The sequence below is a fragment of the Pseudomonas pseudonitroreducens genome, from assembly GCF_021603645.1.
GTDB classification, from domain to species: domain Bacteria; phylum Pseudomonadota; class Gammaproteobacteria; order Pseudomonadales; family Pseudomonadaceae; genus Pseudomonas; species Pseudomonas pseudonitroreducens.
Genome location: NZ_BQHJ01000002.1, coordinates 66,254 through 89,306, shown reverse-complemented (window position 1 = coordinate 89,306; position 23,053 = coordinate 66,254). Strand labels below are relative to the sequence as shown.

The 23,053-nt window shown below is 64.2% G+C and carries 19 protein-coding genes; 12 read left to right on the top strand and 7 right to left on the bottom strand.

The genetic code is table 11. The annotated features are described in order from the left end of the window. Positions 1–3: 3 nt before the first annotated feature. The 4 genes from L6D89_RS04580 to L6D89_RS04565 form a co-directional block, all read right to left on the bottom strand. Entirely contained in the window at positions 4–681 is a 678-nt protein-coding gene (locus tag L6D89_RS04580; protein ID WP_236175230.1) for a response regulator, read from the bottom strand. A 220-nt stretch (positions 682–901) separates the two neighbouring features. Next, positions 902–3,709, bottom strand: a complete 2,808-nt coding sequence (locus L6D89_RS04575) for an FAD-binding and (Fe-S)-binding domain-containing protein (RefSeq protein WP_236198907.1) — start codon at positions 3,707–3,709, stop codon at positions 902–904. A 172-nt stretch (positions 3,710–3,881) separates the two neighbouring features. Further along, entirely contained in the window at positions 3,882–5,027 is a 1,146-nt protein-coding gene (gene lldD / locus L6D89_RS04570) for an FMN-dependent L-lactate dehydrogenase LldD (RefSeq protein WP_236198906.1), read from the bottom strand. Positions 5,028–5,188: 161 nt separating this feature from the next. Continuing rightward, positions 5,189–6,865: a lactate permease LctP family transporter gene (locus L6D89_RS04565; RefSeq protein WP_236175227.1), complete on the bottom strand. Its 1,677-nt coding sequence runs from the start codon at positions 6,863–6,865 to the stop codon at positions 5,189–5,191. Positions 6,866–7,220: 355 nt separating this feature from the next. Here L6D89_RS04565 and L6D89_RS04560 point away from each other — a divergent pair, with 355 nt between their 5' ends. Then, positions 7,221–7,988 (top strand): FCD domain-containing protein, encoded by a 768-nt coding sequence (locus L6D89_RS04560; RefSeq protein ID WP_236175226.1) that lies wholly within the window; start codon positions 7,221–7,223, stop codon positions 7,986–7,988. Between the two features lie 73 nt (positions 7,989–8,061). On the opposite strand, the gene smpB is transcribed toward L6D89_RS04560, so the two are convergent. Beyond that, the gene (gene smpB, locus L6D89_RS04555) at positions 8,062–8,541 is read right to left on the bottom strand and encodes an SsrA-binding protein SmpB (RefSeq protein WP_017518965.1); all 480 of its coding nucleotides are present in this window, start codon (positions 8,539–8,541) and stop codon (positions 8,062–8,064) included. Between the two features lie 154 nt (positions 8,542–8,695). On the opposite strand from smpB, the gene L6D89_RS04550 reads away from it, so the two are divergent. After that, the gene (locus L6D89_RS04550; RefSeq protein ID WP_236198905.1) at positions 8,696–9,130 is read left to right on the top strand and encodes a type II toxin-antitoxin system RatA family toxin; all 435 of its coding nucleotides are present in this window, start codon (positions 8,696–8,698) and stop codon (positions 9,128–9,130) included. Further along, positions 9,123–9,431 carry an RnfH family protein gene (locus L6D89_RS04545; RefSeq protein WP_236175225.1) on the top strand — a complete coding sequence of 103 codons (309 nt, stop codon included), beginning with the start codon at positions 9,123–9,125 and terminating at the stop codon, positions 9,429–9,431. The genes L6D89_RS04550 and L6D89_RS04545 overlap by 8 nt, the downstream gene beginning before the upstream one ends. 88 nt (positions 9,432–9,519) lie before the next feature. Here the strand turns inward: L6D89_RS04545 and L6D89_RS04540 are convergent, their stop codons facing one another. Then, positions 9,520–10,056 (bottom strand): outer membrane protein assembly factor BamE, encoded by a 537-nt coding sequence (locus L6D89_RS04540; RefSeq protein ID WP_236175224.1) that lies wholly within the window; start codon positions 10,054–10,056, stop codon positions 9,520–9,522. A 96-nt stretch (positions 10,057–10,152) separates the two neighbouring features. On the opposite strand from L6D89_RS04540, the gene fur reads away from it, so the two are divergent. Next, positions 10,153–10,557, top strand: a complete 405-nt coding sequence (gene fur / locus L6D89_RS04535) for a ferric iron uptake transcriptional regulator (RefSeq protein WP_009613072.1) — start codon at positions 10,153–10,155, stop codon at positions 10,555–10,557. 164 nt (positions 10,558–10,721) lie between these two features. On the opposite strand, the gene recN is transcribed toward fur, so the two are convergent. Continuing rightward, a complete protein-coding gene (gene recN, locus L6D89_RS04530; RefSeq protein ID WP_236175223.1) occupies positions 10,722–12,398 on the bottom strand; it encodes a DNA repair protein RecN in 1,677 nt (558 codons plus the stop codon). A 200-nt stretch (positions 12,399–12,598) separates the two neighbouring features. Between recN and grpE the strand changes: the two genes are divergently transcribed. From grpE to greA, 8 genes are all read left to right on the top strand, one after another. After that, complete coding sequence (gene grpE / locus L6D89_RS04525) at positions 12,599–13,162, top strand: nucleotide exchange factor GrpE (RefSeq protein ID WP_236198904.1); 564 nt, start codon at positions 12,599–12,601, stop codon at positions 13,160–13,162. A gap of 90 nt (positions 13,163–13,252) precedes the next feature. Further along, positions 13,253–15,169, top strand: coding sequence for a molecular chaperone DnaK (dnaK, locus tag L6D89_RS04520; RefSeq protein ID WP_236175221.1), 1,917 nt, complete (start codon positions 13,253–13,255; stop codon positions 15,167–15,169). 122 nt (positions 15,170–15,291) lie between these two features. After that, positions 15,292–16,422 carry a molecular chaperone DnaJ gene (dnaJ, locus tag L6D89_RS04515; RefSeq protein ID WP_236175220.1) on the top strand — a complete coding sequence of 377 codons (1,131 nt, stop codon included), beginning with the start codon at positions 15,292–15,294 and terminating at the stop codon, positions 16,420–16,422. Between the two features lie 79 nt (positions 16,423–16,501). After that, positions 16,502–17,308 carry a 4-hydroxy-tetrahydrodipicolinate reductase gene (dapB, locus tag L6D89_RS04510; protein ID WP_236198903.1) on the top strand — a complete coding sequence of 269 codons (807 nt, stop codon included), beginning with the start codon at positions 16,502–16,504 and terminating at the stop codon, positions 17,306–17,308. Between the two features lie 188 nt (positions 17,309–17,496). After that, the gene (carA, locus tag L6D89_RS04505; RefSeq protein ID WP_236175218.1) at positions 17,497–18,633 is read left to right on the top strand and encodes a glutamine-hydrolyzing carbamoyl-phosphate synthase small subunit; all 1,137 of its coding nucleotides are present in this window, start codon (positions 17,497–17,499) and stop codon (positions 18,631–18,633) included. A 43-nt stretch (positions 18,634–18,676) separates the two neighbouring features. Continuing rightward, positions 18,677–19,330 carry a leucine efflux protein LeuE gene (gene leuE, locus L6D89_RS04500; protein ID WP_086009625.1) on the top strand — a complete coding sequence of 218 codons (654 nt, stop codon included), beginning with the start codon at positions 18,677–18,679 and terminating at the stop codon, positions 19,328–19,330. A 19-nt stretch (positions 19,331–19,349) separates the two neighbouring features. Continuing rightward, positions 19,350–22,571 (top strand): carbamoyl-phosphate synthase large subunit, encoded by a 3,222-nt coding sequence (carB, locus tag L6D89_RS04495; protein WP_169936501.1) that lies wholly within the window; start codon positions 19,350–19,352, stop codon positions 22,569–22,571. After that, positions 22,568–23,044: a transcription elongation factor GreA gene (gene greA / locus L6D89_RS04490; RefSeq protein ID WP_017518953.1), complete on the top strand. Its 477-nt coding sequence runs from the start codon at positions 22,568–22,570 to the stop codon at positions 23,042–23,044. The genes carB and greA overlap by 4 nt, the downstream gene beginning before the upstream one ends. The last annotated feature ends 9 nt before the right edge of the window (positions 23,045–23,053 follow it).

Sequence of the window (23,053 nt, the reverse complement as noted above, 5' to 3'; positions counted from 1 at the left end):
CACTCAAGATTGTGTAGCGCCTTCGGGGCGGTCGATACCGTAGCCGATGCCGCGCACAGTGCGGATCAGGCTGTTGCCCAGCTTGCGCCGCAGGTGATGGATGTGGACTTCGATGGCGTTGCTTTCCAGGTCGCCATCCCAGCCATAGAGTGCTTCCACCAGGCGGGCGCGGGACAGCACCTTGCCGCGCTGCTCCAGCAGCAGCCGCAGCAGCGCGTATTCGCGCGGTGCCAGGTCCACCGGTGCTCCGGCCAGGCTGACCTGGTGGGTGGCCGGGTCCAGCGCCAGCTCGCCATGCTGCAGCAGCGGCGCGGCGCGGCCGGTATGGCGACGGGTCAGGGCGCGGACGCGGGCGAGCAGTTCGTCGAGGTCGAAGGGTTTGGTCAGGTAGTCGTCGGCGCCGGCGTCCAGGCCGGCCACGCGATCGGCCACCTTGTCGCGGGCGGTGAGGATCAGTACCGGGGTCAGATTGCCGCGGCGGCGCAGGCCGCGAAGCACTTCCAGGCCGTCCTTGCGCGGCAGGCCGAGGTCGAGCACCAACAGGTCGAATTCGTCCGTCGCCAGGGCCTGCTCGGCGGCCACGCCGTCGTTCACCCAGTCCACGGTGTCGCCTTCCAGACCCAGCCCCGAACGGATGCCGTCACCCAGCAACTGGTCATCTTCCGCCAACAGGATTCTCATCGTTGCCCCCTTATCGTGCAGCTCCGCCGCCATCCCGAGCAGGATAGCCGGCGCGGCGGCTTTGCGGCAGAGGGTGGCAGCGCTCGCTTAACGTGAAGTTAAGGGGCGAACCAGCAGGAGCGAGCTTGCTCGCGAAAATCCGTCGGCCGTGTCGGCGTCAGGCGGTTCGCGAGCACGCTCGCTCCTACGAAAAGCACGTGGTTCCTGGTGTGGATAGAACCTAGGTTCTTGCGCGGGTCACTCGGTCGACCAGGTAAACCACGCCGCGATAGTCGATGCCGCCATGGGCGGACAGGCCGATCTCGCAGGTGCGGCTGGTGGAGACGCCTTCCTCGCAGTACTGCACCGCGTCCTTGAGCGTGCGCAGCGAGTGCGCGTTGAGCTCCGGCGTGGTGAATCCCTTGTCGCCGGCGAAGCCGCAGCAGTGGATGCCCTCGGGGATCACTACTTCGCGGGTGCAGCGCTTGACCAGGTCGATCAGCGCCTGGCTTTCGCCCAGGTGCTGGGTGCTGCAGGTGACGTGGACTGCCACCGGTTTGTCCTGCGGCTGGAAGTCCAGGCGCTCGACCAGGTGGGTGCGGATGAACCTCACCGGGTCGTAGATCTTCAGTCGGTCATCGGCCAGGTCCTGCACCAGGCGCAGGGTGCAGGGGCTGGTGTCGGAGTAGATCGGATCGAGGCCGCCACGGCTGGCGCGCAGCAGTTCAGCGAGCAGTTCGTCGCGCTTGGCGTCAGCCTGCTGCTTGTAGCCCTTGGAAGCGAACGGCTGACCGCAGCAGAGGTTGTCGGCGTTGTCCGGGAATACCACCTGGTAGCCGGCCTTTTCCAGCAACTGGCGGGTCTTGTCGATCAGCGGCATCTGCTCTTCGTCCGCCGCCGCCGGGCCCATGGCGCGGGACACGCAGGCGGTCAGGTAGACCACGCGCGGGCGGTTGTCATCGAGCGTGCGCGGCGCTGCGGCGAGGCGTACTGGTTGCGGCATCGCTGGTGTCCACTGCGGCACGCGGCCCTTGCTGGCGCGGCTGATGGAGGCGCTCAGGCTGGCCAGGCGTGGTGCGCCCAGAACCATGCGCGCACCGTTGGCGGCGTGGAGCATGAATTTCGCGCCCTTCAGTGCGGTTGAGAAGTTGCGCGCCAGCCAGGTGGCGGTGCCGGCGTGCTGCGCTGTTTCGCCGCGCAGCTTTCTGATCAGCTCGCCGGTGTTGATGTTCACCGGGCAGCGCTGGGCGCAGAGGCCGGTAGCGGCGCAGGTGTCGATACCCTGGTACTGGTAGTCGCGTTCCAGTTCGCTGGTGTCGACGCCGGCGCGGCGCTTGGCCTGGATGTCACGCCATAGGACGATGCGCTGGCGCGGGCTCAGGGTCAGCCCCTTGGACGGGCAGACCGGTTCGCAGAAGCCGCATTCGATGCACTTGTCGACGATCTCGTCGGCGGCCGGCAGCGGCTTGAGGTTCTTCAGGTGTAATTGCGAGTCGTCGGTCAGCACCACGCCAGGGTTGAGGATGCCGGTGGGGTCGAGCAGACGCTTCAACTGCCACATCAGCTGGTAGGCGTCATGGCCCCATTCCAGCTCGACGAAGGGCGCCATGTTGCGCCCGGTGCCGTGTTCAGCCTTGAGCGAGCCGCCGTACTCCACGGCGACCAGGTGCGCGACGTCGTCCATGAAGGCCGAGTAGCGGGCGATCTGTTCCGGCGACTCGAAGCCCTGGGTGAAGACGAAGTGCAGGTTCCCCTCCAGCGCGTGGCCGAAGAGGATGGCTTCGTCGTAGCCGTGCTTGTCGAACAGGGCGATCAGGCGGTTCACGCCTTCGGCCAGCTGTTCGACGGGGAAGGTGACGTCCTCGATGATCACCGTGGTGCCGGTCTCGCGCACCGCGCCGACGGCCGGGAAGGTGTCCTTGCGGATGCGCCAGAGTTGGTTGTAGACCGCCGGGTCTTCGCTGAAATCGACCTGCTTCTCCACCGGGTAATCGGCGATGGAGGCGCTGATCTGCGTGAGCTGTTCGTGCAGCAGCGATTGGGTCGCCGCGCGGGACTCGATGAGCAGCGCGCAGGCGCCTTCGGAGAGGCTCTTCACCCACACCGGCATGCCCTGCATGTTCTCCACCGAGCGCAGGCTGCGGCGGTCCAGCAGCTCCACGGCGGAGACCGGTTGCTGCTTGAGCACGGTCACGGCTTTGCAGCAGGTCTCCACATCGGGGAAGACGATCAGCGCGCTGGCCTTGTGCGGGTGGTCCGGCACGGTGTCGTAGGTCACTGCGCTGATGAAGCCCAGGGTGCCCTCGGAGCCGACCATCAGGTGGGTGAGGATATCCAGCGGCTCGTCGTAATCGACCAGTGCATTCAGTGACAGCCCGGTGGTGTTCTTCAGGCGGTACTTGTGGCGGATTTTTGCGGCCAGCTCGGTGTTGGCGCGAGTCTGCCGGCCCAGTTCGGCGAGCTGGTCGAGCAATGCCCCATGGCTTTCGCGGAAAGCGGCCACGTTGTCGGGCAACTCGCTGTCCAGCAGCGTGCCGTCAGCCAGCAGCAGGCGCATGCCGGCCAGGGTGTGGTAGCTATTCTGCGCGGTGCCGCAGCACATGCCGCTGGCGTTGTTGGCGACGATACCGCCGATCTTGCAGGCGTTGATCGAGGCCGGGTCCGGGCCGATCTTGCGGCCGAACGGAGCCAGCCAGGCGTTGGCCTGGGCGCCGATGACGCCGGGTTGCAGACGAATCTGGGCGCCGCCCTCGCGAATATCGCGGCCGTTCCAGTTGTCACCCAGTACCAGCAGCACCGAATCACTCACGGCCTGGCCGGAGAGGCTGGTGCCAGCGGCGCGGAAGGTCACCGCCACCTGATTGGCATGGGCGGCTTTGAGCAGGGTGGCAACTTCGTCTTCATTCTCGACGCGGATCACCAGCTTGGGGATCAACCGGTAGAAGCTGGCGTCGGTGCCGAAGGCCAGGGTCGAGAGCGGATCGTCGAAGCGGCGTTCGCGCGGGATCAGGTGTTCAACCGTGTCGAGGAACGCGGCGGGCAGGCTCATGGCGGCTCCAGTCATCATCGGTGAGTGTGGGCCGCTGAACGGCCCATCGGTGTTCTTCTATCGAACGCGCCGGAGTGGGCGTTCACTTGTAGGAGCGAGCTTGCTCGCGAAACTGCGCAGCTTCGTGCCGGCCCGGTTCGCGAGCAAGCTCGCTCCTACAAAAGCAGAGCGTTTACTGCCCCAACTCGCGCACCAGCGAGTCGCGGGTGATCTCGCTGATGGACTTGGCGCCGGTGAGCACCATGGCCACGCGCATTTCCTTCTCGAACAGGTCCAGCAGGTTCTTCACCCCGGCTTCGCCGTGGGTCGCCAAGGCATAGAGGAAGGCGCGGCCGATGAGCACGGTATCCGCGCCCAGGGCGATCATGCGTACCACGTCCAGACCGTTGCGGATGCCGGAGTCGGCGAGGATCTTCAGGTCACCCTTCACCGCATCGGCAATCGCCGGCAAGGCGCGGGCACTGGAGAGCACGCCATCGAGCTGGCGACCGCCGTGGTTGGAGACGACGATGCCGTCGGCGCCGAATTTCACTGCATCCCTGGCATCTTCCGGGTCGAGGATTCCCTTGATGATCATCGGGCCGTCCCAGAATTCGCGGATCCACTCCAGGTCCTTCCAGGAAATCGACGGGTCGAAGTTGGCGCCCAGCCAGCCGATGTAGTCGGCCAGGCCGGTGGGGTTGCCGCGGTACTTGGAGATGTTGCCCAGGTCGTGGGGCTTGCCCAGCAGGCCGACATCCAGTGCCCATTGCGGGTGGGTCATGGCTTGCCAGACGCGGCGCAGCGGCGCATTGGGGCCGCTCATGCCGGCGTGGGCATCGCGGTAGCGTGCGCCGGGCACCGGCATGTCGACGGTGAACACCAGCGTTTTCACGCCAGCAGCCTTGGCGCGCTCCAACGCGTTGCGCATGAAGCCGCGGTCCTTGAGCACGTAGAGCTGGAACCACATCGGCCGGTCGATAGCCGGCGCCACTTCCTCGATGGGGCAGACCGACACCGTGGACATCGTGAACGGGATGCCTTTGGCCGCCGCCGCGCGCGCCGCCTGCACTTCGCCGCGCCGCGCGTACATGCCGGTCAGGCCGACCGGGGCGAGGGCGATGGGCATGCTCAGCGTCTCGTCGAACAGCTTCGTTTCCAGGCTCAGCTCGGACATGTTCTTCAGCACGCGCTGGCGCAGGGCGATGCCGGCCAGGTCGTCGACGTTGTTGCGCAGGGTGCGCTCGGCGTAGGCGCCGCCGTCGGCGTAGTGGAAGAGGAATGGCGGCAGCTTGCGCTGGGCGGCGGCGCGGTAGTCGGTAGAGGCAGAAATGATCATGGGCGTCCCATCGGTGAAGGTCTGTCGATAAAGGCGTCACGGTGACGGCAGGAACCCAGAACAAACTAGACGCTTTGCCGGGCTTGTTGCAGTTATCGCGTGGCGCCTGGGCCGGCCGCGCCGCTGTTCGCCATGCGAACGACGGCGCGGCGATGACTCCCTTAATGCACGAGCATGCCGGTGAAGATGTAGGCCTGCGCGAGGGTGATCAGACCCACGATGGCGGCGAACATCAGGCTGTGCTTGAGGGTGAAGCGGAACAGGTCGGATTCCTTGCCGACCATGCCGGTGGCGGCGCAGGCCACGGCGATGGACTGCGGCGAGATCATCTTGCCGGTCACGCCACCGCTGGTGTTGGCGGCGACCAGTAGGGTGTCGTTGACGCCGATCTGGTGTGCGGTGGTGGCCTGCAACGAACTGAACAGCGCGTTGGAGGAGGTATCCGAACCGGTGAGGAACACGCCCAGCCAGCCGAGGAACGGCGAGAAGAACGGGAACGCCGCGCCGGTGCCGGCCAGGACCAGTGCCATCGTGGTGGACATGCCCGAGTAGTTGGTGACGAAGGCGAAGGCCAGCACCATGCCGATGGAAAGGATCGGCCATTTCAGCTCGAGCAGGGTTTCCTTGAAGGTGGTCAGACCAGTTTTTGCGCTGATGCGCAGGACCACCATCGAGATCACGGCAGAGAGGAAGATCGCGGTGCCCGTGGCCGAGACCGGGTCCAGCTTGAACACGGCGGCGATTGGCGTCGGGTTGGCGACGATGGGGGCGGTCTTCACTACAAGCTGGTCGAGGTGCGGAATGGAGAAGTTGAACACCAGGTTGTACAGCGCACCGCCCGGGGCGAACAACGCCTTGAACGGCTTCAGGGTCCAGATGGTGACCAGTACGGTCAGTACCAGGAACGGCGACCAGGCCTTGAGGATTTCGCCGAAGCTGTAGGGCGAGGGCTCGGCGCCGCGGGAGCCATTGCCGCCCATGACGGCGGCGCCGCCTGCAGTGGCAACCACTTCACGCTCGCTGGCCGGTTGCCAGACTTTCAGGAACAGGGTCAGGGAAATCAGGCTGACCAGGGCGGAGGTGATGTCCGGCAGTTCCGGGCCGATGAAGTTGGAGGTGAAGTACTGGGTGATGGCGAAGCTGCCGCCGGCGACCAGCGCGGCGGGCCAGGTTTCTTTCACGCCCTTGAGGCCGTCCATCATGAACACCAGCCAGAACGGTACGAGGATCGACAGGAACGGCAGTTGGCGGCCGGTCATGGCGCCGATCTTGAAGGCATCGATCCCCGTGACCTGGCCGGCGACGATGATCGGGATGCCCAGGGCGCCGAAGGCCACCGGGGCGGTGTTGGCGATCAGGCACAGGCCGGCGGCGTACAGCGGGTTGAAGCCCAGGCCGACGAGCAGGGCGGCGGTGATCGCCACCGGCGCGCCGAAGCCCGCCGCACCTTCGAGGAAGGCGCCGAAGGAGAAGCCGATCAGCAGTACCTGCAGGCGCTGGTCGCCGGTGATCGACAGCACCGAGCTGCGGATCACCTCGAACTGGCCGCTCTTGACCGTGAGTTTGTAGAGGAACACCGCCGCGACGATGATCCAGGCGATCGGCCACAGCCCGTAGGCGAAGCCATAGCCGGCGGCAGCGAGGGCCATGTCGGCGGGCATGCCGAAGGCGGCGATGGCGATGATGATCGAGAGGGCGAGGGTGATGCTGCCGGCGACGTGGCCCTTGAGGCGGAACACGGCGAGGGCGAGGAAGAAGAACACGATCGGAATGACGGCAACCAGCGCGGACAGGCCGAGACTGCCAAGCGGGGTATAGATCTGCTGCCAGGTTTGCATCTGGATTGGCTCCCTAATTGTTTTTGGGTGGAGGGCCTTGTTGCCGGTCGGGCGAATCCGGGGCGCTTGTGGCGCTGGCAGTGGTCGACTGATCGCGGCTTTTTAGTTTTCGTGAACTTGTTGTCGTGCAATTCAACTTCCGGTAAATTGGTATGACCAATTTGCAAGGCTGAGCGCTCAGGGTAAAAGCCCTGCTGGCGGCATGTCAATTTGCTGCTCTGCGACTTTTGTCGAGCGTGATCGCCAGGGTGCGGCGCCCTTGTTGCCGGCAACGGCACTGGTTAGGCTGCCGCGCGCTGCGCAGATCGCGGCCTGGGGCGCGGCCCGTAGTGAGAGAACGAGGGAGTCCAGCAGCATGGGTTTTGGTCAGGTCAAGCAGCGCCGTCTGTCGGACGACATCGTCGAGCGGCTGGAGGCAATGATCCTCGAGGGCACCCTCAAGGCGGGCGAACGGCTGCCCGCTGAGCGCGTGCTGGCTGAACAGTTCGGTGTCTCGCGGCCGTCACTGCGCGAGGCGATCCAGAAGCTCGGCGCCAAGGGGCTGCTGGTCAGCCGCCAGGGTGGCGGCAACTACGTCAGTGAAGGGCTGGGTTCGATGTTCAGCGATCCGCTGTTGCATCTGCTGGAGAGCAATCCCGAAGCGCAGCGCGACCTGCTGGAGTTTCGTCACACCCTCGAGGGCTCCTGTGCCTACTACGCGGCGCTGCGCGCAACCGAGGTGGACCACCAGCGCCTGAAACAGGCCTTCGACGCGTTGCAGGACTGTTACCTGCGCGTCGGAAAGGTCAGTCGGGCGGAAGAGGGTGCGGCGGATGCGGCCTTCCACCTGGCCATCGCCGAAGCCAGCCACAACGCCGTGCTGCTGCACACCATTCGCGGGCTGTTCGACCTGCTCAAACGCAACGTGGTGACCAATATCGGCGGGATGTACGCGCAGCGTGACGAGACCCGCGAGCAACTCATGCGGCAGCACCGCGAATTGTACGAGGCGATTATCGGCGGCCACGCAGAAGCGGCGCGGGAAATTTCCCAGCGCCATATCGACTACGTACAGGAAGTGCTGGCCGAGGTGCAGGCGAAGGAATTGCGCCTGCAGCGGGCACAGCGACGCCAGGGCGCCTGAGAGCGGTTGCAGGCCTCAGGCGACGAGCTGCAGGCAGTTGCTCGCAGCCGGAAGCCTGCCGCTTGCAGCTGCTTTAGTCGTCCTTGCCGTGACGAATGGCGCGCTGGATTTCCCGGTCAGAGTCACGCTCCTTCTCGGTGCCGCGCTTGTCGTACTCTTTCTTGCCCTTGGCCAGTGCGATTTCGCACTTGATCAGGTGCTTCTTCCAGTACATCGACAGTGCGACACAGGCGTAGCCCTTCTGCTGCACGGCGCCGAACAGCTTGCCCAGCTCGCGCTTGTGCAGCAGCAGCTTGCGCGTGCGCACCGGGTCGGCGATGACGTGGGTGCTGGCAGTGGTCAGCGGCGTGATGTGGCTGCCCAGCAGCCAGGCCTCGCCATCCTTGAGCAGCACGTAGCTGTCAACCAGCTGCGCCTTGCCGGCGCGCAGGCTTTTCACTTCCCAGCCGGCCAGGGCGACGCCCGCCTCGAAGCGCTGCTCGATGAAGTAGTCGTGCAGAGCCTTCTTGTTCTGCGCGATGGTCCCCGAAGGGTGTTTCTTCTGTTTAGCCATAGGCCGCGCATTATAGGGAGTCGCTCGCCGCGCCGCTATCGGGACAGCATGTGACGGCATGCAAGCTTGAGGGTGCGTGACTAATCTCGGAGAATGCGCGCTGTTTTTTTGATCAGCGGGCGTATCGATCGCCCCACAACCAAGCGAGACGTCTATGAGCACGCATATCCAGCGTTCGGCGCTGCTGCCCTACCCGGCGAAGGCGCTGTACGACCTGGTCAACGATGTGGCGCGCTACCCGGAGTTCCTGCCCTGGTGTTCCGCCTCCACCGTGCTGGAGGAAAGCGATATCGCCATGCGCGCCGAGCTGACCGTGGCCAAGGGCAGCATCACCCAGCGCTTCACTACCCGTAACGTGCTGGTGCCGGGGCAGAGCATCGAGATGAATCTCGAGGAGGGGCCCTTCACCCAGCTTCATGGTGTGTGGACCTTCAAGGCTCTGGGCGACAAGGCCTGCAAGATTTCCCTCGATCTGACCTTCGACTATGCCGGCGCGCTGGTGAAGGCCACGCTCGGCCCGCTGTTCACCCAGGCGGCGAACACCATGGTCGATGCCTTCTGCCAGCGCGCCAAGCAGTTGCATGGCTGAGTCCGCCAACATCGCCATCGAGGTTGTCTACGCGTTGCCGGAGAAGCAGGTGCTGCTGCGCCTGAGTGTTCCGCGCGGCACGCGGATGCGCGAGGCGGTGTTGCTGTCGGGCATCGTCGCGCAATTTCCCGGCCTGGATGTGCAGGGCTGCCCGCTGGGTATCTTCGGCAAGGTGGTCGCCACGCCCGAGGAGCGTGTACTGGAGGAGGGCGAGCGGGTGGAAATCTACCGTCCGCTGATCGTCGACCCCAAGGAAGTACGCAAGCAGCGGGCCGCACGGGCCAAGGCGGCGCGCGGCTGACTCCTGTGCGATGCTGATTGCCCTGCGATGAAATCGCAGGCAACAAAAAGCCCGGCACTGGCCGGGCTTTTTCGTTGGAGCGAATCCCTTACTGCGGATTCTTGTCCAGCGGTTCCGGAGTCGGAATCGGCACGGTTTCCACCTGGTCGACTTCCTTCTGGATCTGCTCTTCCACGGAGCCGGGCTTGGCCGGTTCTTCCTTGGGCTGTTCGGGCTGCTGCTGGGTCGGCTGCGACGGCGTGGTGGCCGGGCTGCCTTCCTTGCCGAGGATCGACTCGTCGCGGCTGACGCCGGGCATGAAGTCGCCGTTCAGGCCGACCAGTTGGTCGTTCTGGCCGAAGTACAGGCTCATGCGCTCCTGCTGGCGCTGACCGCCGCCGGGCTGGATGCTGTAGAGGTAGTCCCAGCGATTGGGGTGGAACGTGTCCACGATCAGGGGGTTGCCCATGATAAACCGCACTTGGCGCCGGGTCATTCCGGGCTTCAACTGGTCTATCATGTCCTGCGTTACAACGTTGCCCTGCTGGATGTCGATCTTGTAGACCCCCGGGAACGAGCAACCGGCGAGTGCGGCGAGTCCCAGCCCGAAAGCGAGACTGGTCAGCATGAGCTTGGCGTTTTGCATCAAGGGGTGACTTCCACTATCTTGGCTGAGCGACGAAATCCCGATCATACCTGTATTGAGAGATGCTGCGAAGCATTCCGCGCCGAGAAAGCACACATGGTTGAAAATAGCGAACTGCGCAAAGCCGGACTGAAGGTCACACTGCCGCGCGTCAAGATCCTCCAGATGCTCGATTCCGCCGAGCAGCGCCATATGAGCGCAGAGGATGTTTACAAAGCGCTGATGGAGGCGGGTGAGGACGTCGGTCTGGCCACTGTCTATCGTGTCCTGACCCAGTTCGAAGCCGCCGGCCTGGTGGTGCGCCACAACTTCGACGGCGGCCATGCCGTCTTCGAGCTGGCCGACAGCGGTCACCACGACCACATGGTCTGCGTCGATACCGGCGAAGTCATCGAGTTCATGGACTCGGAAATCGAGAAACGCCAGAAGGAGATCGTCAAGGAGCGCGGCTTCGAGCTCGTCGATCACAATCTGGTGCTCTACGTGCGCAAGAAGAAGTAAGCGCACGCGGATGCAGAAACGGCGACCCTTGGGTCGCCGTTTTCGTTTGTGCAGTTCTTTTGTAGGAGCGAGCTTGCTCGCGAACAAGTTTCCCGGTTGCCTCAGTGCCAAGCGGTTCGCGAGCAAGCTCGCTCCTGCAAAGAGGCCAAGGTGCTTGGGAGCGATCAGCCCTGTACGGCCGAATCCACCATCTTGCGTGCGTGGGCCAGGGACTCCTTGGTCAGGTCGACGCCGCCGAGCATGCGGGCGATTTCCTCGATGCGTTCGGCCTTCTTGAGATTGGCCACGGCGGTGCGGGTTTCGCTGGTGTCGCGGTCCTTGTGCACGAACAGGTGCTGGTGGCCCTGGGCAGCGACCTGCGGCAGGTGGGTAACGGTCAGTACCTGGCCGCGATCGCCAAGGCGACGCAGCAGCTGGCCGACCACTTCGGCGGTGGGGCCGCCGATACCGACGTCCACTTCGTCGAAGACCAGAGTGGGGGTGCGCGAGGTTTGTGCCGTGATCACCTGGATCGCCAGGCTGATGCGCGACAATTCACCACCCGAGGCGACCTTGGCCAGGCCCTTCATCGGCTGCCCGGGGTTGGCGCTGACCAGGAACTCCAGTTGCTCCAGGCCGCTGACCTGCGGTTCTTCCGAGCTGGTTTGGCGCAGTTCGATGGCGAAGCGCCCGCCAGGCATGCCCAGGCGCTGCATTTCCACTTCCACGGCCTTGGCCAGATTCGGTGCCGCGTCCTGGCGGATACGGCTGAGCTCGTCGGCTTTCTCCTGGTAGTGGCGGGCATAGGCGGCCAGTTCGTCGCCCAGGCGCTCCACGGCTTCGTCGTCGGCGTTCAGCGCTTCCAGTTCGTCCAGCAGGCGCTGTTGCAGGTCCTGCAGCTCGTGTGGCTGTACGCGGTGCTTGCGGGCGAGGCTATAGATGGCGTCCATGCGCTCTTCCAGCTGTTGCAGGCGCATGGGGTCGGCATCGAAGTGATCGACGAAGCGGTTCAGCTCGCCGATGGCTTCTTCCACCTGGATCTGCGCGCTGGACAGCAGGTTCACCGCTTCGCCCAGGGCGGCCGGTTGGCTCTGGAAGGCGGTGAGCCGATTGAGGCTGGAGGTCAGCGCTGACAACACATTGCCGGCATCGTTTTCACTGCACAGCTCGACTACCTGGCGGCAGGCTGCGATCAGGCTGCCGGCGTTGCTCTGGGTCTTGTGTTCGGCTTCCAGTGACTCCAGCTCGTTGTCGCCCAGGCCGAGGTTTTCCAGCTCTTCCAGCTGATAGCTGAGCAACTGGTGGCGGGCACGCTGCTCGTCACCGTTGCGCGACAGGCGGTCGAGCTCCTGGCGGGTCTGCTTCCAGCGCTGCGCGGCGAGGTGCACCTGGCGCGCCAGATCCTGGCTGCCGGCGTATTCGTCGAGCAGGCGGCGGTGGGTGTCGGCCTTGAGCAGCGACTGGTGCTCGTGCTGGCTGTGGATGTCGATCAGCAGTTCGCCCAGATGCTTGAGGTCGCCCAGCGGGCAGGGCGTACCGTTGATGTAGGCGCGCGAGCGGCCTTCGGCGGTAATCACCCGGCGAAGGATGCACGGGCCGTCCTGTTCCAGGTCGCGCTCGGCGAGCCAGTCGCGGGCCTCGGCAATCGCGCTGACATCGAAGCTGGCGAGAATGTCTGCCTTGTCGGAGCCAGGGCGTACCGCACCGCTGTCCGCCCGGTCGCCCAGGGCGAGGCCAAGGGCGTCGAGCATGATCGACTTGCCGGCGCCCGTCTCGCCGGTGATCACGGTCATGCCGGCGGCGAGCTCGAGATCGAGGTGCTCGACGATGGCGTAGTTGTGAACGGAAAGATGAACCAGCATGGGCGGTGGCTCCGCAGATAGGTCTGGTTATTTATACAGTATTTTTTGTCGCTGGCAATTCCCTCCGCATCGCCGGCATGCCGGCCCCTGAAGTGCCAGCCCTTGAAGTCGGAGAAAGGCGCCCCATATACACGGCAGAGCCGCGGACCATTGGGTTCGCCTTGTTTTCAAAGGCTTATTTTCTTTTTTAGGAGAGTGGCATGTCTGACGAACAACAGACTCAGGATTCCCAGTTCAACGAGCAGCCGGACGCCGGCGCTACCGGGGATCTGAACGCCCGCGTGCTGGAGCTGGAAGAACAGGTCGCCGCGGCGAAGGATCAGAGCCTGCGCGCCGTTGCCGAGTTGCAGAACGTCCGCCGTCGTGCCGAGCAGGACGTGGAGAAGGCGCACAAGTTCGCCCTGGAGAAATTCGCCGGTGACCTGCTGCCGGTCGTCGATACCCTCGAGCGTGCGCTGGAGATGTCGAATCCGGAAGACGAGGCGATCAAGCCGATGCGCGAAGGCATCGAGCTGACGCTGAAGATGTTCCACGACACGCTGGTGCGCTACAACCTCGAGCCAGTCGACCCGCACGGCGAGCCGTTCAACCCGGAACATCACCAGGCCATGGCCATGGAAGAGAGCATCCGTCTCGAGCCGGGCAGCGTGGTCAAGGTGTTCCAGAAGGGTTACCTGCTCAATGGTCGCCTGCTGCGCCCGGCCATGGTCGTGGTCAGCAAGGCACCGGAACAAACTCCGCCTTCGATCGACGAGAAGGCTTGAAATCCACCACCCGGTCCCCATCTGGGTAATCAACCGAGCCAAAGACCCGCAACAGGGTCAGCGCGGAATCTAATTTCTGGAGAGTGAAATATGGGCAAAATCATTGGTATCGACCTGGGGACCACCAACTCCTGTGTGTCCATCCTGGAGAACGGTAACGTCAAGGTCATCGAGAACGCCGAAGGCGCTCGTACCACCCCGTCGATCATCGGCTACGCCAACGACGGCGAAATCCTGGTAGGTCAGCCGGCCAAGCGCCAGGCCGTGACCAACCCGACCAACACCCTGTACGCGGTCAAGCGCCTGATCGGCCGTCGCTTCGAAGAAGAAGTCGTACAGAAAGACATCAAGATGGTCCCGTACAAGATCGTCAAGGCTGACAACGGCGACGCGTGGGTCGAGGCCAAGGGCCAGAAGATGGCTCCGCCGCAGGTCTCCGCCGAAGTCCTGAAGAAGATGAAGAAGACCGCCGAGGACTACCTGGGCGAGCCGGTCACCGAAGCGGTCATCACCGTTCCGGCCTACTTCAACGACAGCCAGCGTCAGGCCACCAAGGACGCCGGCCGCATCGCCGGTCTGGACGTCAAGCGCATCATCAACGAGCCGACCGCGGCTGCGCTGGCCTACGGCCTGGACAAGGCCAAGGGTGACCACACCATCATCGTCTACGACCTGGGCGGCGGTACCTTCGACGTTTCCGTGATCGAGATCGCGGAAGTCGACGGTGAGCACCAGTTCGAAGTACTGGCCACCAACGGTGACACCTTCCTCGGTGGTGAAGACTTCGACCTGCGCCTGATCGACTACCTCGTCGAGGAGTTCAAGAAAGAATCCGGCATGGACCTCAAGGGCGACCCGCTGGCCATGCAGCGTCTGAAGGAAGCTGCCGAGAAGGCCAAGATCGAGCTGTCCTCGACCCAGCAGACCGACGTCAACCTGCCGTACGTCACCGCTGATGCCTCCGGCCCGAAACACCTCAACGTCAAGGTTTCCCGCGCCAAGCTGGAATCCCTGGTGGAAGACCTGGTCACCCGTACCATCGAGCCGTGCCGCGTTGCGCTGAAGGACGCCGGCCTGGACGTGTCGAAGATCGACGAAGTGATCCTGGTCGGCGGCCAGACCCGCATGCCGCTGGTGCAGAAGACCGTTGCCGAGTTCTTCGGCAAGGAAGCGCGCAAGGACGTCAACCCGGACGAAGCCGTCGCGATGGGTGCTGCCATCCAGGGCGCGGTACTGGCCGGCGACGTGAAGGACGTGCTGCTGCTCGACGTCACCCCGCTGACCCTGGGTATCGAAACCCTCGGTGGCGTGATGACCGCGCTGATCGACAAGAACACCACCATCCCGACCAAGAAGTCGCAGGTGTTCTCCACTGCCGATGACAACCAGGGCGCCGTGACCATCCATGTGCTGCAGGGCGAGCGCAAGCAGGCCGGGCAGAACAAGTCGCTGGGCAAGTTCGACCTGGCCGACATCCCGCCGGCTCCGCGCGGCGTGCCGCAGATCGAAGTGACCTTCGACATCGACGCCAACGGCATCCTGCACGTCGGCGCCAAGGACAAGGCCACCGGCAAGCAGCAGTCCATCGTGATCAAGGCCTCCTCCGGTCTGTCCGAGGACGAGATCCAGCAGATGGTCCGCGACGCCGAGGCGAATGCCGAGGAAGACCGCAAGTTCGAGGAACTGGCCGCTGCCCGTAACCAGGGTGATGCGCTGGTCCACGCCACTCGCAAGATGGTCACCGAGGCTGGCGACAAGGCCACCGCCGAGGAGAAGGCCGCCATCGAGAAAGCCCTCGGCGAGCTGGAAGTTGCCGTGAAAGGCGACGACAAGGCCGAGATCGAGGCGAAGATGAATGCGCTGTCCCAGGCATCCACTCCGCTGGCGCAGAAGATGTACGCCGAACAGCCGCAGCCGGGTGCTGCCGCTCAGGGCGAGGCCGCTGACGACAAGGCTGGCGACGATGTCGTCGACGCCGAGTTCGAAGAGGTCAAGGAGAACAAGTAAGCCGCGTGCTTGCTTCCGCTCCGGCGCACCGACCAGCGTGTCGGTGCGCATGAAACGTCACGCGGGGGCTTGCTCCCGCGTTGGCGTGTCTGGGGGAGAGGTTTTCAAGGTGCAAAGAATTTATGGCCAAACGTGATTTTTACGAGGTACTGGGTGTCGAGCGCGGCGCCAGCGAAGCGGACCTGAAGAAGGCCTATCGCCGGCTCGCCATGAAGTTCCACCCGGACCGCAATCCCGGCGACAAGGAGGCCGAGGATAAATTCAAGGAGGCCAACGAGGCGTACGAGGTCCTGTCCGACGCCAGCAAGCGCGCGGCCTACGATCAGTACGGCCATGCCGGTGTCGACCCGCAGATGGGTGGCGGCGGAGCTGGCTTCGGTGGCGCGAGCTTCTCGGACATCTTTGGCGATGTCTTCAGCGACTTCTTTGGTGGCGGTGGTGGACGCGGCGGCTCCCGTGGCGGTCCGGCCCGTGGCGCCGATCTGCGCTACACCCTCGATCTGGACCTGGAAGATGCAGTTCGCGGCACCACCGTGACCATCCGCGTTCCGACCCTGGTCGGCTGCAAGACCTGCAGCGGCAGCGGCGCCAAGCCTGGTACCACGCCGGTCACCTGTACCACTTGCGGTGGTATCGGCCAGGTGCGCATGCAGCAGGGCTTCTTCTCGGTGCAGCAGACCTGCCCGCGTTGCCATGGCAGCGGCAAGATGATCACCGACCCCTGTGGCTCCTGTCATGGTCAGGGCCGTGTGGAAGAGCACAAGACCCTGTCGGTGAAAGTCCCGGCTGGCGTCGACACCGGTGACCGCATCCGCCTGACCGGCGAAGGCGAAGCCGGTGCCCATGGTGGCCCGGCGGGCGACCTGTACGTGGTGGTGAACGTGCGCGAGCACGACATCTTCCAGCGCGATGGCAAGCACCTGTACTGCGAAGTGCCGATCAGCTTTGCTGACGCTGCGCTGGGCGGCGAGCTGGAAGTGCCGACGCTCGATGGTCGCGTGAAGCTGAAGATCCCTGAAGGTACCCAGACCGGCAAGCTGTTCCGTCTGCGCGGCAAGGGCGTTGCCCCGGTGCGTGGCGGCGGAGCTGGCGACCTGATGTGCCGTGTCGTGGTGGAGACTCCGGTGCAGTTGGACAAGCGCCAGCGCGAGCTGCTTGAGGAGTTCCGCAATACATTGCAGGGCAACTCTTCCAACTCGCCCAAGGCCAGTGGCTGGTTCGAGGGCATGAAGCGCTTCTTCGACGACCTTTAACTTCTGCGGCAGGCGGTGGGTGGCAGGCTTCAGGAGTCTGTCGCCTGCAGCCTGCGGCTTGCAGCCTGGAGCTGTTTTTATGCGACGTATAGCTGTAATGGGCGCCGCCGGGCGCATGGGCAAGACCCTCATCGAGGCCGTGCAGCAGACTGGTGGCAGCGCTGGCCTGACTGCAGCGGTGGACCGCCCGGACAGCACCCTGGTGGGCGCTGACGCGGGAGAGCTGGCTGGCCTGGGCCGTATCGGCGTGCCGCTGTCGGGCGATCTCGCCAAGGTGGTCGACGAGTTCGATGTGCTGATCGACTTTACCCATCCGACTGTGACCCTGAAGAACCTGGAAGTCTGCCGCAAGGCCGGCAAGGCCATGGTTATCGGTACCACTGGCTTCTCCGCGGCGGAGAAGGGGCTGCTGAACGAAGCGGCGAAAGACATCCCGATCGTCTTTGCAGCCAACTACAGCGTTGGCGTGAACCTCTGCCTGAAGCTGCTCGACACCGCCGCCCGCGTTCTGGGTGACGATGTGGATATCGAGATTCTCGAAGCGCATCACCGCCACAAGGTCGATGCGCCTTCCGGCACTGCGCTGCGCATGGGCGAAGTGGTTGCCAATGCGCTGGGTCGTGATCTGGAGAAGGTCGCTGTCTATGGTCGCGAAGGCCAGACCGGTGCTCGTCCGCGCGAGACCATCGGCTTTGCTACCGTGCGTGCCGGCGACGTGGTGGGCGACCACACCGTGCTGTTCGCCGCCGACGGCGAACGCGTGGAAATCACCCACAAGGCCTCGAGCCGCATGACCTTTGCCCGGGGTGCCGTGCGGGCCGCGCAATGGCTGGAAGGGCAGGCCAACGGCCTGTACGACATGCAGGACGTACTCGGCCTTCGCTGAGCGGCATGGCCGTACGTCGTGCAAAAGGTGGACCATGATGTCGCATTTCTGTAAACTACAGCTTTAGTGTGTCCACTAAAAGCAGCGCAGCATGAATCACATAAAAAGCGGGATGACTTCTTCTGATGTCATCCCGCTTTTTTACAATCTGCGCACGCCCAGCCAGGCTTGAACTACGGGAGGTCTTCTTGACTAAGCCAGCCATACTTGCACTTGCCGACGGCAGCGTTTTTCGCGGTGAAGCCATCGGCGCCGACGGTCAGACCGTCGGAGAGGTGGTGTTCAACACCGCCATGACCGGCTACCAGGAAATCCTTACCGATCCTTCCTACGCCCAACAGATCGTCACCCTGACCTACCCGCACATCGGCAACACCGGCACCACGCCGGAAGACGCCGAGTCGAACAAGGTCTGGGCTGCCGGCCTGATCATTCGCGACCTGCCGCTGCTCTCCAGCAGCTGGCGCGACAAGCAGTCCCTGCCGGACTACCTGAAAGAGAACGGCACCGTTGCCATCGCTGGCATCGACACCCGTCGCCTGACCCGCATCCTGCGCGAGAAGGGTTCGCAGAACGGCTGCATCCTGGCTGGCGACGACGCCACCGAGGAAAAAGCCCTCGAACTGGCGCGCGGCTTCCCGGGCCTGAAGGGCATGGACCTGGCGAAAGTCGTGTCCTCCACCGAGAAGTACGAGTGGCGCTCCAGCGTGTGGAACCTGGAAACCGACAGCCACCCGGAAATCGCCGCCGCCGACCTGCCGTACCACGTGGTCGCCTATGACTTCGGTGTGAAGCTGAACATCCTGCGCATGCTGGTCGCCCGTGGCTGCCGCCTGACCGTGGTGCCGGCGCAGACCCCGGCCAGCGAAGTGCTGGCTCTGAATCCGGACGGCATCTTCCTCTCCAACGGCCCTGGCGACCCCGAGCCTTGCGACTACGCCATCCAGGCGATCCGCGAGTTCCTCGACACCGAGACGCCGATCTTCGGCATCTGCCTGGGTCACCAGCTGCTGGCTCTGGCTTCCGGCGCCAAGACTGTGAAAATGGGCCACGGCCACCATGGCGCCAACCACCCGGTGCAGGACCTGGATTCGGGCGTGGTGATGATCACCAGCCAGAACCACGGTTTCGCCGTGGATGAAGCGAGCATGCCGGCCAACCTGCGCGCCACCCACAAGTCGCTGTTCGATGGCACCCTGCAGGGCGTCGAGCGCACCGACAAGGTGGCCTTCAGCTTCCAGGGGCACCCGGAAGCCAGCCCCGGCCCGCACGACGTGGCTCCGCTGTTCGACCGCTTCATCGCGGCGATGGCCGAGCGCCGCTGAGTCCCGGCTGTTTTCGAGAGAGACGGAAGAGGGAAAGAAGATGATGCCGACCCTGGGAATCACCGACCTCTGGACCTACGTCCTGGGTACGTTGTTCATCGTCCTGCTGCCGGGGCCGAACTCGCTGTTCGTCCTCGCCACCGCCGCCCAGCGCGGCGTGGCCTCGGGCTACCGGGCGGCGAGCGCGGTGTTCCTCGGCGATGCGATCCTGATGTTCCTGTCGGCACTGGGCATCGCCTCGGTCCTCAAGGCCGAGCCGATGCTGTTCCTGGGCCTGAAGTACGTCGGCGCCGCCTACCTGTTCTATCTGGGCATCGGCATGCTCCGTGGTGGCTGGCAGAAGCTGCGCCACCCACTGGAAGCGGCCGCCGCGCCGGCCAGGGAAGTGGACGTCAACCAGCCGTTCCGCAAGGCACTGCTGCTGAGCCTGTCCAACCCCAAGGCGATCCTCTTCTTCATCTCCTTCTTCATCCAGTTCGTCGACCCGGGTTACGCCTATCCCGGCCTGTCGTTCCTGGTGCTGGGTACGATCCTCGAGATCATCAGCGCCCTGTACCTCAGCTTCCTGATTTTCTCCGGTGTGCGTCTGGCGGCCTGGTTCCGTCGGCGGCAACGGCTGGCTGCCGGCGCCTCGAGTGGCGTCGGCGCCCTGTTCGTCGGCTTTGGCGTGAAGCTGGCCAGCGCAACCCTTTCCTGAATATTGCAACGAGAGTCCCATGCCCAAGCGTACAGACATCAAGAGCATCCTGATCCTCGGCGCCGGCCCGATCGTCATCGGCCAGGCCTGTGAGTTCGACTACTCCGGCGCGCAGGCCTGCAAGGCCCTGAAGGAAGAAGGCTTCCGTGTCATCCTGGTGAACTCCAACCCGGCCACCATCATGACCGACCCGGCCATGGCCGACGCCACCTACATCGAGCCGATCAAGTGGCAGACCGTCGCCAAGATCATCGAGAAAGAGCGCCCTGACGCGCTGCTGCCGACCATGGGCGGCCAGACCGCTCTGAACTGCGCCCTGGATCTGGAGCGCCACGGCGTTCTGGAACAGTTCGGCGTGGAAATGATCGGCGCCAATGCCGACACCATCGACAAGGCCGAAGACCGTTCGCGCTTCGACAAGGCCATGCGTGACATCGGCCTGGCCTGCCCGCGCTCGGGCATCGCCCACACCATGGAAGAAGCCTACGGCGTGCTGGAGAAGGTCAACTTCCCGTGCATCATCCGTCCGTCCTTCACCATGGGCGGCACCGGCGGCGGCATCGCCTACAACCGCGAAGAATTCGAGGAAATCTGCACCCGTGGTCTGGACCTGTCGCCGACCAACGAACTGCTGATCGACGAATCGCTGATCGGCTGGAAGGAATACGAGATGGAGGTTGTCCGCGACAAGAAGGACAACTGCATCATCGTCTGCGCCATCGAGAACTTCGACCCGATGGGCGTGCACACTGGTGACTCGATCACCGTCGCTCCGGCACAGACCCTGACCGACAAGGAATACCAGATCATGCGCAACGCCTCGCTGGCGGTGCTGCGTGAGATCGGCGTGGAAACCGGCGGCTCCAACGTGCAGTTCGGCATCTGCCCGAACACCGGCCGCATGGTCGTGATCGAGATGAACCCGCGCGTATCGCGTTCCTCGGCGCTGGCTTCCAAGGCTACCGGCTTCCCGATCGCCAAGATCGCCGCCAAGCTGGCCGTCGGCTACACCCTCGACGAGCTGCAGAACGACATCACCGGTGGCCGCACCCCGGCGTCCTTCGAGCCGGCGATCGACTACGTCGTTACCAAGATCCCGCGTTTCGCCTTCGAGAAATTCCCGAAAGCCGACGCCCGCCTGACCACCCAGATGAAGTCCGTGGGTGAAGTCATGGCCATCGGCCGTACCTTCCAGGAGTCCGTGCAGAAAGCCCTGCGCGGCCTGGAAGTCGGCGCCACCGGTTTCGATCCCAAGCTCGACCTGAGCAACCCGGAAGCCGAGAGCATCCTCAAGCGCGAGCTGACCGTGCCCAATGCCGACCGCATCTGGTACGTCGCCGACGCCTTCCGCGCCGGCAAGAGCATCGCCGAAGTCTTCGACCTGACGCGCATCGACGAGTGGTTCCTGGTGCAGATCGAAGACCTGATCAAGGACGAGGAGCGCGTGAAGACCCTGGGTCTGTCCGCCATTGACCGCGACCTGATGCTCAAGCTCAAGCGCAAGGGCTTCTCCGATGCGCGCCTGGCCACCCTGCTGGGCGTGACCGAGAAGAACCTGCGCAACCACCGCCACAAGCTCAAGGTGCTGCCGGTGTACAAGCGCGTGGACACCTGCGCCGCTGAATTCGCCACCGATACCGCCTACATGTACTCGACCTACGAGGAAGAGTGCGAAGCCAATCCGTCGACTCGCGACAAGATCATGATCCTGGGCGGCGGTCCGAACCGTATCGGCCAGGGCATCGAGTTCGACTACTGCTGCGTACACGCCGCGCTGGCGATGCGTGAAGACGGTTACGAGACCATCATGGTCAACTGCAACCCGGAGACCGTCTCCACCGACTACGACACCTCCGATCGCCTGTACTTCGAGCCGGTGACCCTGGAAGACGTGCTGGAAATCGTCCGCGTCGAGCAGCCCAAGGGCGTCATCGTGCAGTACGGCGGCCAGACCCCGCTGAAGCTCTGCCGTGCGCTGGAAGAAGCCGGCGTGCCGATCATCGGCACCAGCCCGGATGCCATCGACCGCGCCGAAGACCGCGAGCGCTTCCAACAGATGGTCCAGCGCCTGAACCTGCGCCAGCCGGCCAACGCCACTGCGCGCAGCGAAGACCAGGCCCTGGAGCTGTCGAAGAACATCGGCTATCCGATGGTTGTGCGCCCGTCCTACGTACTGGGCGGCCGTGCGATGGAAATCGTCTACCAGGAAGAAGAGCTCAAGCGCTATATGCGCGAAGCCGTCAAAGTCTCCAACGACAGCCCGGTGCTGCTGGACCGCTTCCTGAACTGCGCCATCGAAGTCGACATCGACGCGGTGTGCGACGGCGAGACCGTGGTGATCGGCGCGATCATGCAGCACATCGAACAGGCTGGCGTGCACTCCGGCGACTCCGCCTGCTCGCTGCCGCCGTACTCGCTGCCGCAGCACATCCAGGACGAGATCCGCGAGCAGGTCAAGAAGATGGCCCTGGAGCTCGGCGTGGTCGGCCTGATGAACGTGCAGATGGCCGTTCAGGGCGAAGACATCTACGTGATCGAGGTGAACCCGCGCGCGTCCCGTACCGTGCCGTTCGTCTCCAAGTGCATCGGCGAGTCGCTGGCGAAAGTTGCGGCCCGCGTCATGGCTGGCAAGTCCCTGGCCGAAGTCGGCTTCACCCAGGAGGTGATCCCGCCGTACTATAGCGTCAAGGAAGCGGTGTTCCCGTTCGCCAAGTTCCCCGGCGTCGACCCGATCCTCGGCCCAGAGATGAAGTCCACTGGCGAGGTGATGGGGGTCGGCGACAGCTTCGGTGAGGCATTCGCCAAGGCCCAGCTGGGCGCCAGCGAAATCCTGCCGAACGCCGGTTGCGCCTTCATCAGCGTCCGCGAGGACGACAAGCCGCAAGCCGTCCAGGTCGCCCGCGATCTGGTCGCGCTGGGCTTCGAGGTGGTTGCCACTGCTGGCACCGCCAAGGTGATCGAGGCCGCCGGCCTGCCGGTACGTCGTGTGAACAAGGTGACCGAGGGCCGTCCTCACGTGGTCGACATGATCAAGAATGACGAAGTCACCCTGATCATCAACACCACCGAAGGTCGCCAGTCCATCGCCGACTCTTACTCCATCCGTCGTAACGCCCTGCAGCACAAGATCTACTGCACCACCACCATTGCGGCGGGTCAGGCGATCTGTGAGGCGCTCAAGTTCGGTCCCGAGAAGACCGTTCGCCGTCTGCAGGATCTCCATGCAGGAATCAACGCATGAGCAAATTTCCAATGACCGTCCAGGGCGCTCGCGCCCTGGAAGAAGAACTGAAGTACCTGAAGACCGTTCTGCGTCCGCAGATCACCCAGGCCATCGCCGAAGCGCGTGAGTTGGGCGACCTCAAGGAAAACGCCGAGTACCATGCGGCCCGTGAGCAGCAGGGCATGTCCGAGGCTCGCATCCGCGACATCGAAGCCAAGCTGTCCAATGCGCAGATCATCGACGTGACCACCATTCCGCACAGCGGCAAGGTGATCTTCGGTACCACCGTGGACATTGCCAACGTCGAGACCGACGAGACCGTGACCTACCAGATCGTCGGTGACGACGAGGCGGACATCAAGAACAGCAAGATTTCGGTCAACTCGCCGATCGCCCGTGCGCTGATCGGCAAGACCGAAGGCGATGCCGTTCTGGTGAAGACTCCAGGTGGCGATGTCGAGTACGAGATCGTTGAAGTCCGCCACGCCTGATCGGCATTC

Excerpts from the sequence above, each read along its gene's own strand:
- L6D89_RS04580 (WP_236175230.1), bottom strand. The coding sequence starts at position 681 with ATGAGAATCCTGTTGGCGGAAGATGACCAGTTGCTGGGTGACGGCATC.
- L6D89_RS04575 (WP_236198907.1), bottom strand. The coding sequence starts at position 3,709 with ATGAGCCTGCCCGCCGCGTTCCTCGACACGGTTGAACACCTGATCCCG.
- lldD (WP_236198906.1), bottom strand. The coding sequence starts at position 5,027 with ATGATCATTTCTGCCTCTACCGACTACCGCGCCGCCGCCCAGCGCAAG.
- L6D89_RS04565 (WP_236175227.1), bottom strand. The coding sequence starts at position 6,865 with ATGCAAACCTGGCAGCAGATCTATACCCCGCTTGGCAGTCTCGGCCTG.
- L6D89_RS04560 (WP_236175226.1), top strand. The coding sequence starts at position 7,221 with ATGGGTTTTGGTCAGGTCAAGCAGCGCCGTCTGTCGGACGACATCGTC.
- smpB (WP_017518965.1), bottom strand. The coding sequence starts at position 8,541 with ATGGCTAAACAGAAGAAACACCCTTCGGGGACCATCGCGCAGAACAAG.
- L6D89_RS04550 (WP_236198905.1), top strand. The coding sequence starts at position 8,696 with ATGAGCACGCATATCCAGCGTTCGGCGCTGCTGCCCTACCCGGCGAAG.
- L6D89_RS04545 (WP_236175225.1), top strand. The coding sequence starts at position 9,123 with ATGGCTGAGTCCGCCAACATCGCCATCGAGGTTGTCTACGCGTTGCCG.
- L6D89_RS04540 (WP_236175224.1), bottom strand. The coding sequence starts at position 10,056 with ATGCAAAACGCCAAGCTCATGCTGACCAGTCTCGCTTTCGGGCTGGGA.
- fur (WP_009613072.1), top strand. The coding sequence starts at position 10,153 with ATGGTTGAAAATAGCGAACTGCGCAAAGCCGGACTGAAGGTCACACTG.
- recN (WP_236175223.1), bottom strand. The coding sequence starts at position 12,398 with ATGCTGGTTCATCTTTCCGTTCACAACTACGCCATCGTCGAGCACCTC.
- grpE (WP_236198904.1), top strand. The coding sequence starts at position 12,599 with ATGTCTGACGAACAACAGACTCAGGATTCCCAGTTCAACGAGCAGCCG.
- dnaK (WP_236175221.1), top strand. The coding sequence starts at position 13,253 with ATGGGCAAAATCATTGGTATCGACCTGGGGACCACCAACTCCTGTGTG.
- dnaJ (WP_236175220.1), top strand. The coding sequence starts at position 15,292 with ATGGCCAAACGTGATTTTTACGAGGTACTGGGTGTCGAGCGCGGCGCC.
- dapB (WP_236198903.1), top strand. The coding sequence starts at position 16,502 with ATGCGACGTATAGCTGTAATGGGCGCCGCCGGGCGCATGGGCAAGACC.
- leuE (WP_086009625.1), top strand. The coding sequence starts at position 18,677 with ATGCCGACCCTGGGAATCACCGACCTCTGGACCTACGTCCTGGGTACG.
- carB (WP_169936501.1), top strand. The coding sequence starts at position 19,350 with ATGCCCAAGCGTACAGACATCAAGAGCATCCTGATCCTCGGCGCCGGC.
- greA (WP_017518953.1), top strand. The coding sequence starts at position 22,568 with ATGAGCAAATTTCCAATGACCGTCCAGGGCGCTCGCGCCCTGGAAGAA.